Raw genomic sequence first — 9074 nt, forward strand, 5'->3', positions numbered from 1 at the left:
CCAGATTCTGAAACGGCTAAACGTTATCAGGAAGCAGCGTCTAACCTTCTTACATTTATTGATAAAGTAAATGCTGAAGGTTTAGCAGATAACTCTGGCGTACAGCCTACAACACCTCCAGGTGTAAGTGCTTGTAGTACAGGTGCAGGTGCGGCAGCATCTACACCAGCTCCTGCAAAAACTGAGGGTGAAAGTTGTGGAACAGGCTGCGGCTGCCATTAATTTTCGCATTATTTAGCGCCAGCTTCATCCCGGAGTTTGGTGCTACATTCAGTGACTTACTACAAGTAAGCTCCTTCATTATGCCCCAAACTTCAGAATAAATCTAACACTAACTAAAGCGAAACAATGGGCATGGAATATCCTACTAACTTTCACAGAACATAATCACTGCTTCTAATTTTCTTCATCTTTCATTATATGCAACTTAGTCGCATTTAATATAGTTTCAGTTATAATCCAGCCATGAAACTTGAAGAACTGATCAAAAATAAAAATATTAAGCTCACCACTGCAAGAGTAAGGATATTAGAGATCCTAAAAGAAGCGGATAGACCTTTATGTTATGAAGAGATTAAAAATGATATCTCTATGGATAAAGCGACTTTCTATAGAAATATCTCAAAGTTTGAGGAAGAAGGTATCTTAAATGCTTTTGAATCCAATGATAAAAAAAGATATTTCGAAGTTAAGCTAAATCCCCATGCACATTTTGTTTGTGTAGAGTGCAGTAGGGTGGAGTGTATTAAAAATATAGATATCACGTTGCCAAATTATGAAATTAATAATGTCATTATCAACGGTAAATGTTCATCTTGTTTAGCGTCTGTTTGATCTATCTCATAGTTTAACACTTAATTTAATAATACGAAAGGAGACAATCTTTATGAAACTAAAACAGTCCGTTAATTTACTCTTGATTGCTCTTTTTGTATGGGCATTTCAAAGTACAACCATTCACGTTCAGCATCATGAACTGGAGGAGATCTCAGAATGCCACGTCTGTGATAGATCCCAGAATATGAAGCTCTATCAACATAATAGTCATGTGGTTGTAGTGAATGAGAATCTTGCTGTAAAAATAAGAAGACAAGTAGAAAAGGTTGTCGTTAATCCAAAGTTTGACTACACAAATGTACCACCATTTAAGCAGATTGACAATCTGGAAAATCCGGAATATACTCCCAGCTACGTAGCACTAGGGTTTAATGCCACTGCACCTCCCGTATATTTTTCATAATCAAAAAATAATTCAACAGTAAACACTAACAACATGAATAAAATATACATAAGGATATTTATGAAAAAAATATGGATGATGAGTGCCGCAGTATCAACACTACTGTGTGCACAAGAAATAACACAAGAGTCAATAGCTCAACAATTAGAAAATAAAAAAGTAAAAGCAGCTAAAGAGAGTGGTTTTATGCCTGACCTTTCACTTGTTGTGGATACTTCTTACACAGATCAATCTTTTGATGAAGATGGTCATGCTGATCATCTTGAGATCCCAGGTTTTGTACATGGAGGAGGACATGATCATGCAGATCATGGGCATAGCTCACTTGCAGGGGAAGATGGTTTCAATTTTAACTACGCAGAACTTACTATAGGTGCATCTGTCGATAACTATTTTGATCTGAAAAGTGTATTTCACATCACTGAAGATGACTTTGAAGTCGAAGAAGCTTATGCAACGACACGTGCGTTACCCTATCATCTTCAGGCTAAAATAGGTAGGTTCAAGAGTGATTTTGGATATCTTAATAACAAACATCATCACAACTACAACTTTTCAGATATGCCACTCATCTATCAAAGCTTATTAGGAGATCATGGGCTTAGAGAAGACGGTGCACAGCTCCAATATGTGATGCCGCTTTCTGTCTATGTTATGGTTGGTATTGAAGCTTTAGAAGGTGAGAATGAACAGAGTTTTGGTGTAGATTCTTTTAGCCCATATAATGCAGGTGAAGACTTTAATGGAGTAGATAAAGTTTCATCACCAGGTCTTTGGGTAGGATATGTAAAAAGTTCATTTGATATGGCTGGAGGTACGCTTCTTGGTGGTTTGAGCATGGCCAAAGGAGATAGCCGTATCGATCATTTGGAAGATGAAGAGGGTGCACACGCTTTTGCTGGTGATACAACACTTTATGGTGTGGATCTAGTTTATAAAAAGTATTTTGCTGCTGATCATGTGATCACATGGCAAAGTGAATATCTTTACCGGGAGATGGATGGCACAAAATACATACCAAATGACACGCAAGATGCATGGGCCAATGAGATCTCTCAAAAAAAAGAGCAGGCAGGTTTTTACAGTGAACTTGTGTATCAGTATGACAAAAACTGGCGAACTGGTGCACGTTATAGTGCCATCACACAAAATGATATCACTGCAGATGGCATGATGCAGGATATGCCTGATGATATGTATGTGGCTTCGGCGATGCTTGAGTATAATCCAAGTGAATTTAGTCGTTTGAGATTACAGTATAATCATAATAGCTCTTTGTATAATGAAGAGGGTGAAAAAAACAATAAAAATGAAGTGGTATTACAATTTAATTATGCCATTGGTGCCCATGGCGCACATGCTTTTTAGGAGTAAGAAATGAAAATAGTATGGATGTTATTACTTTTTGTAAGTACACTCTTTCCAAAAATGAATGTGGCTGTTGCTTACCCATATATTGAACAGTTGGTGCATGAAATTGCGCAAGACAAAGTAAAGATCGATTTACTTTCACGTGGTAACTGGGATCCACATTTTGTCGTACCAAAACCTTCATTGGTTGCCAAGTTACGTGACAGTGACCTGTTGATCATAAATGGTGCATCATTGGAGATGGGGTGGTTGCCACCGCTCATTAAAAGTGCGCACAATACCAAGATACAAAAAGGTGCCAATGGATACTTGGATCTAAGTGAGTTTGTAAAACTTCAAGATATCCCAAGTAATGTAGACCGTTCTATGGGGCATGTACACGAAGAGGGAAATCCGCATTTCGCACTTGATCCTTATAACATCATACCACTTGGAGAGGCGATCATGCTTACACTTTCACTGCATGATAAGAAGAATTATACTTTTTACAAGAAGAACTTTGAGTCTTTTAAAGTACATTGGCAAAAAAAATTGAAATCTTATGACAAAAAAATGCGTGGGTGTAAAGGGATGATGGTTGTACAGTATCATGAACTCTATAATTATTTTTTAAAACGATATGGCATAAAATCTCTTGATAATCTTGAACCTATTCCTGGTATCAAACCAAATTCAAAACATGCACTGAAGCTTGTGAATGAGATTAAAGAGCATAATGTTAAATTAATACTTCAAGATGTCTATCATGAACACAAAACAGCTGAATTTATAGCTAAAAAAACAGGTGCAAAAGTAGTTGAACTGCCTCATGATGTGGGCTCTCTCAAAGGTACGCAAACGCTGGATCGTTTTTACGATACTCTGGTAGGTAGGACATGCAACTAATAGAGCTTCTTTGGCCAGCTTTTGTACTGATCATACTCTTGGTGTTCATACATGTGATATTTGGTTTGGAGATCATCAAAAGAGGCGTGATCTTTACTGATCTTGCGATCGGTCAGATGGCTGCAGTTGGTATGGCAATCAGTATAGGATTTATGGAGGGAGAATATCAACTATTATTGACACTGACCTTTGCACTTTTGGGAGCACTCCTGATCACCTATGCTACACGAAAAATTGAACACATCGAAGCATTTATAGGTATGCTTTACGCATTGGGAGCTTCAAGTATCATGCTCCTTTTAGCGAGTAGTCCGCAAGGAGCTGAACTTTTTCAAAAGCTAAGTGCTACAGATATCCTTTTTACTTCAGCAAGTGAAATATACCCCGCTGGACTACTCTATACGTGTGTTGCACTTGTAATGTTTGTTGTTTATCCTAAAACAACAGGGTTATTGAGAGAACTTACTTTTTTTAGTATGTTGGCACTGACTGTGACATCATCTGTACAGCTTGCCGGTGTATTGGTTGTTTTTGTTTTACTTGTTGCACCTTCTTTTATCGCACTCTCACAAAAACGTTTCACGCCGTTGTATCTGGCATGGGTCAGTGGATTATTTTTATCTGTAGTTGCTTTGGTTGTTTCATACTATTTTGATCTGCCTACAGGTTACAGTATCATCTTTTTTCAGAGTATATCAGTGATTATATTTTCTTTTTTTGTGCACAAGAGAGTATAGACTCATTCTTTAGGAGAATGATTTTTAGATACAATACATAAAAATAAACACATGGAAAATACAATGACATCAGCAGAAAAACTCAAAAATCTTTTAGAACTCGAAATTATTCCAGATCTTGAAGTAGCCATAGACGAACTTTTTAGTGCTATAGACAAAGCGAAATCCGCTTCAAAAGAACAAAAAGAAGACTTAGAAGAGATGAGAGAGATGCGTACAGAATGTTTCGCTATCATTGAAGAACTTGGCCGTGATGAGCTTGAAGATGATGAGATAGAAGAACTTCTTGCTGAACTTATAGAGATGAAAACAGAGGAGTAAAACCTCTTTTTTCTCTCTCAATACCTTCTGACACTTTTCTCTCCCTCTCATAACTTAACATTTTAATTAAGGAAATATTTAGCCTATTTAAATTATAGTGCGGTATCAAACCTCTCGGGGAGCTAATAAATCTTTATTGATTTTGCGGCTGAGATAGCGAAAGCTTGACCCGTTGAACTTGAACTGGATAACACCAGCGTAAGGAAGAGAATCGTAATTAACTTATTAAAAATAAATAATTTTAAAGGCTATTTTGCTTTTTATTATTTATATTTACTTACACTTCTTTCCTTATATAAATAAAAATTTTATATAAAGAGAAATCATGACAAAACCATTCAAAGACACACTGACAACTTCTAATGAACTTTTAACCAGAGAGCCATTTCCTGCATCAACAAAGGTTTATCTCAAAGGGAAGATACACAAAGATATTCGTGTACCTGTAAGAGAAATCTTATTAAGTAATGATACAAAACTTGGTGTATATGATACTTCTGGTCCTTACACTGATCCAACAGTTGACATCGATGTAGGAGAAGGAATCCCTGCCATTCGTAAAGAGTGGATTTCTGCAAGAGGTGATGTAGAGGAGTATGAAGGACGTATTATGGCACCTGAAGACAATGGCTATAATACAGAAGAACAACTTGAATTCGTTACGGCAGGAGCAACAGGACTTGTAAGAACACCACTTAGAGCCAAGAAAGATGAAAATGGAAAAGGGAAAAATGTCACCCAACTCTGGTATGCAAGACAGGGGATCATCACACCTGAGATGGAATTCATCGCTATTCGTGAGAGTCAAAACCTTGCTATGCAAGAAGAGTATCTTCAAGATGCAGAGCGTGAAGCAAGACTTAAAGGTGAAAACTTTGGTGCAAACTTACCTGAAATGGTAACACCGGAATTTGTAAGAAAAGAAGTAGCCGAAGGTAGAGCGGTCATCCCTTGTAACATTAATCACCCGGAAGTTGAACCAATGATCATAGGTCGTAACTTCTTAGTGAAAGTAAATGCCAATATCGGTAACTCTGCTACGACTTCGAGTATCGCTGAAGAAGTGGAAAAAATGGTATGGTCTACACGTTGGGGTGGAGATACGGTTATGGATCTTTCAACAGGTAAAAACATTCACACAACACGCGACTGGATCTTACGTAACTCACCAGTGCCAATTGGTACAGTCCCTATCTACCAGGCACTTGAAAAAGTAAATGGAATCGCAGAAGATCTGACCTGGGAAGTCTTTAGAGATACACTCATTGAACAGGCAGAACAAGGAGTCGATTACTTTACCATACATGCAGGGCTTCTCTTACACCATGTACCTATGACAGCTAAAAGAGTAACAGGTATTGTTTCTCGTGGCGGGGCAATTATGGCAAAATGGATGATCCACCATCATAAAGAAAACTTCTTGAACACTCACTTTGAAGATATCTGTGAAATTATGAAAACGTATGATGTGACTTTTTCACTGGGTGATGGTTTACGTCCAGGTTCTGGAGCAGATGCAAATGATGAAGCACAGTTTGGTGAACTTGAAGAACTTGGAAGATTGACTAAGATAGCATGGAAACATGATGTGCAAACAATCATCGAAGGCCCAGGGCATGTACCAATGCATATGATCAAAGCGAACATGGACAAACAACTTGAAGTATGCCATGAGGCACCTTTCTATACACTTGGGCCCCTAACGACTGACATTGCGCCAGGTTATGACCACTTTACATCAGGTATCGGTGCAGCAATGATAGGCTGGTATGGTTGTGCGATGCTTTGTTATGTAACACCAAAAGAACATCTTGGACTTCCAAATAGAGACGATGTTAAAGAAGGACTTATCACTTATAAAATCGCAGCACATGCAGCAGACATTGCGAAGGGACACCCTGGTGCCCGTGCTAGAGATGATGCGATGAGTTTGGCACGTTTTGAGTTTAGATGGGTAGATCAGTTTAACATCGGTCTTGACCCAGATAGAGCGAGAGAGTATCATGATGAAACCATGCCAATGGAAGCAGCAAAAGTGGCTCACTTTTGTTCTATGTGTGGACCAAAGTTCTGTTCTATGAAGATCTCTGCTGAGGTGAGAGAGTATGCAGATAACTTGGGAACTGATGTCGAGACTGCCAAACAACACGGAATGGATGAAATGTCTATGACTTTTAAGGAAATGGGTTCGGAAGTCTATGTTGAAGCAGCTAAGATAGAAGAAAAGTAAAATCATGAATATATGTATTGCAGGTGTTGGTTTAGTAGGTAGGGTGTTAGCACTTAACCTACTGCAAGGTGGTCACACAGTAACACTTTTTGATGAAGACACAGCATATGGAGACAAAGCTGCAGGTATGACTGCAGCAGGAATGTTAGCAGTCTTTGCTGAGTTGGAGAGTGCTGAATCTGTGATATTTGATCATGGAAATCGTTCTATTGCACTTTGGCCTGATCTATTGGAACAGGTTGGTATCGCGGATGCATATCAACAAGAAGGTAGTATTATTACTGCGCATCCACAGGATTATAATGAACTTGACCATTTTATAGAAACCCTCAAATATAAAGTACCGGAAGCTTCAGAGATCAAGCTTTTAGACAGACAGGCATTAACACAACTTGAACCAGATCTGGAGCAACACAGTAAAGCGTTTTTTATACCACAAGAAGGGCAAGTTGATGCCCAGCGTTTTATGAAGGCTTCAAGTGATTATTTACTCTCTCATTCTAACGTGATATGGAAAGAAGAATCTAAAGTTAAGAATGTGTCTAATGGAAGTATATCTCTTGAGGATAAAGTAGAAACATTTGACTGGGTATTTGATACACGTGGTCTTGGTGCTCAGGAAGATATGGACGATTTACGTGGGGTAAGAGGTGAAGTTTTTTGGCTGGATGCTCCTGAGGTGAATATTACCAGACCTACGCGTATGTTACATCCACGTTACAAGATCTATATTGTTCCAAGACCCAATAACAGATATGTCATTGGAGCAACAGAGATAGAAAGTGAAGATAAAAGTCCTATGTCTGTACGTTCGAGTTTAGAATTACTTTCTGCAGTCTATAGTATGCATTCTGGATTTGCGGAAGCACGTATTGTGAATATGCTTACAAACTGTCGTCCATCACTCAGAGACAATTTGCCAAAGATAGAACATGGTACAAAGATGACACGTATTAACGGGCTGTATCGACATGGTTACCTATTGGCACCTGCAGTAGTGGAAGAAGCGTTAAATGGGGGTATAAACAAATGATAAAAGTATCAGTGAATGGTGAAGTAAAAGAGCTTGAAACAAATTTAAATGTAGGTCAGATGATAGAAGCACTTGAATATAAAGTAAAAGGTTTTGCTGTAGCTGTAAATACTACTTTTGTGCCTATCGCTAAGTATGATGAGACAATTATAAAAGAGGGAGACACCATAGATATTTTGGCTCCCGTACAAGGTGGATAAAATGACGAAACATTTAGAATCGAATGATGATACATGGGAAATCGGTGGAAAAACCTTAAAGAGCAGACTGCTTATAGGCTCTGCACTTTACCCAAGTCCAGCCAATATGGAAGATGCGATTAAAATTTCAGGTGCGCAAATTGTGACAGTATCTTTGAGACGTCAAGCTGCAGGTGAGGGAAGAGGTAACCCATTTTGGGATATTATCAAATCATTAGGGATCGAAGTGTTACCAAATACAGCAGGTTCACACTCCGCTAAAGAAGCTATCACCACTGCACAGATGGCAAGAGAAGTTTTTGGTACAAACTGGGTGAAATTGGAAGTCATAGGTGATCAGTACAATTTACAGCCAGACCCATTTGAGACGGTAAAGGCAGCAGAAGTACTCATAAAAGAGGGATTTGAAGTTTTCCCTTATACTACGGATGATCTGGTGGTTGCAAAACGTCTTGCAGATGTAGGATGTAAGATCATCATGCCGTGGGGTTCTATGATAGGCTCAGGAAAAGGACTGATGAATCCAGACAATCTTCTAGCCATTCGTAAGCAGTTTCCAGATCTGCAGTTAGTTGTTGATGCAGGGATAGGAAAACCATCTCATGCAGCACAAGCGATGGAGCTTGGTTATGATGCTGTACTACTTAACTCTGCTATAGCTTTGGCACAAGACCCGGTTAAAATGGCAGATGCATTTAGGGTTGCAGTAGAGGCAGGACGATTAGGATATGAAGCAGGGGTGATGAAGGAACGTGAGTTTGCTTCTCCCTCTACTCCTACAGTTGGAACACCTTTTTGGCATCAATTTACTTAAGTAGGAGTTAACTCCTCCTACTTAAGGATAATCAAACCTAATTTTTTGTATAAGTTACTTATCAATCTCTCGGGGTGCTACATATCTTTAATGATACATAGCTGAGATAGCTTAACCGCTTGACCCGTCGAACTTGAACTGGATAATACCAGCGTAGGGAAGAGAATCGTACATAATCTACTTTGATAAATAATTTATCACTTTTATCTACTTCTCCTCCTTTAATATATACATATTTTAAGG

Annotated in this window: 10 protein-coding genes, 1 pseudogene and 2 riboswitches; all 11 genes and pseudogenes read left to right on the forward strand. The window is 38.6% G+C overall.

Features of this window, described 5'->3' with window-relative positions; genetic code table 11:
- Window positions 1-222 (forward strand): annotated as a pseudogene (locus tag ABYK33_RS10800) (sodium:proton antiporter); the annotation flags it as partial.
- A gap of 243 nt (window positions 223-465) precedes the next feature.
- Window positions 466-834 (forward strand): Fur family transcriptional regulator, encoded by a 369-nt coding sequence (locus ABYK33_RS10805; protein ID WP_373033215.1) that lies wholly within the window; start codon window positions 466-468, stop codon window positions 832-834.
- A gap of 52 nt (window positions 835-886) precedes the next feature.
- On the forward strand, window positions 887-1240 hold the full coding sequence (locus ABYK33_RS10810; protein ID WP_373033216.1) for a hypothetical protein: 354 nt from the start codon (window positions 887-889) through the stop codon (window positions 1238-1240).
- 60 nt (window positions 1241-1300) lie between these two features.
- Entirely contained in the window at window positions 1301-2608 is a 1308-nt protein-coding gene (locus ABYK33_RS10815; RefSeq protein WP_373033217.1) for a hypothetical protein, read from the forward strand.
- A gap of 9 nt (window positions 2609-2617) precedes the next feature.
- Entirely contained in the window at window positions 2618-3496 is an 879-nt protein-coding gene (locus ABYK33_RS10820; RefSeq protein ID WP_373033218.1) for a metal ABC transporter substrate-binding protein, read from the forward strand.
- Complete coding sequence (locus ABYK33_RS10825) at window positions 3487-4233, forward strand: metal ABC transporter permease (RefSeq protein WP_373033219.1); 747 nt, start codon at window positions 3487-3489, stop codon at window positions 4231-4233. The genes ABYK33_RS10820 and ABYK33_RS10825 overlap by 10 nt, the downstream gene beginning before the upstream one ends.
- Window positions 4234-4296: 63 nt before the next feature.
- Window positions 4297-4554, forward strand: coding sequence for a hypothetical protein (locus tag ABYK33_RS10830; RefSeq protein WP_373033220.1), 258 nt, complete (start codon window positions 4297-4299; stop codon window positions 4552-4554).
- 105 nt (window positions 4555-4659) lie between these two features.
- Window positions 4660-4776, forward strand: a riboswitch (TPP riboswitch).
- A 103-nt stretch (window positions 4777-4879) separates the two neighbouring features.
- A complete protein-coding gene (gene thiC, locus ABYK33_RS10835) occupies window positions 4880-6784 on the forward strand; it encodes a phosphomethylpyrimidine synthase ThiC (RefSeq protein ID WP_373033221.1) in 1905 nt (634 codons plus the stop codon).
- Window positions 6785-6788: 4 nt separating this feature from the next.
- Window positions 6789-7817, forward strand: a complete 1029-nt coding sequence (locus ABYK33_RS10840; RefSeq protein ID WP_373033223.1) for an FAD-dependent oxidoreductase — start codon at window positions 6789-6791, stop codon at window positions 7815-7817.
- Entirely contained in the window at window positions 7814-8017 is a 204-nt protein-coding gene (gene thiS, locus ABYK33_RS10845) for a sulfur carrier protein ThiS (protein ID WP_373033224.1), read from the forward strand. The genes ABYK33_RS10840 and thiS overlap by 4 nt, the downstream gene beginning before the upstream one ends.
- A 1-nt stretch (window position 8018) precedes the next feature.
- Window positions 8019-8831, forward strand: coding sequence for a thiazole synthase (locus ABYK33_RS10850; protein ID WP_373033225.1), 813 nt, complete (start codon window positions 8019-8021; stop codon window positions 8829-8831).
- A gap of 60 nt (window positions 8832-8891) precedes the next feature.
- Window positions 8892-9008, forward strand: a riboswitch (TPP riboswitch).
- Window positions 9009-9074 lie beyond the last annotated feature (66 nt).

Origin of the sequence: Sulfurovum sp. (genome assembly GCF_041562805.1) — a bacterium.
Taxonomy (GTDB): Bacteria; Campylobacterota; Campylobacteria; order Campylobacterales; family Sulfurovaceae; genus Sulfurovum.

Excerpts from the sequence above, each read along its gene's own strand:
- ABYK33_RS10805 (WP_373033215.1), top strand. The coding sequence starts at position 466 with ATGAAACTTGAAGAACTGATCAAAAATAAAAATATTAAGCTCACCACT.
- ABYK33_RS10810 (WP_373033216.1), top strand. The coding sequence starts at position 887 with ATGAAACTAAAACAGTCCGTTAATTTACTCTTGATTGCTCTTTTTGTA.
- ABYK33_RS10815 (WP_373033217.1), top strand. The coding sequence starts at position 1,301 with ATGAAAAAAATATGGATGATGAGTGCCGCAGTATCAACACTACTGTGT.
- ABYK33_RS10820 (WP_373033218.1), top strand. The coding sequence starts at position 2,618 with ATGAAAATAGTATGGATGTTATTACTTTTTGTAAGTACACTCTTTCCA.
- ABYK33_RS10825 (WP_373033219.1), top strand. The coding sequence starts at position 3,487 with ATGCAACTAATAGAGCTTCTTTGGCCAGCTTTTGTACTGATCATACTC.
- ABYK33_RS10830 (WP_373033220.1), top strand. The coding sequence starts at position 4,297 with ATGACATCAGCAGAAAAACTCAAAAATCTTTTAGAACTCGAAATTATT.
- thiC (WP_373033221.1), top strand. The coding sequence starts at position 4,880 with ATGACAAAACCATTCAAAGACACACTGACAACTTCTAATGAACTTTTA.
- ABYK33_RS10840 (WP_373033223.1), top strand. The coding sequence starts at position 6,789 with ATGAATATATGTATTGCAGGTGTTGGTTTAGTAGGTAGGGTGTTAGCA.
- thiS (WP_373033224.1), top strand. The coding sequence starts at position 7,814 with ATGATAAAAGTATCAGTGAATGGTGAAGTAAAAGAGCTTGAAACAAAT.
- ABYK33_RS10850 (WP_373033225.1), top strand. The coding sequence starts at position 8,019 with ATGACGAAACATTTAGAATCGAATGATGATACATGGGAAATCGGTGGA.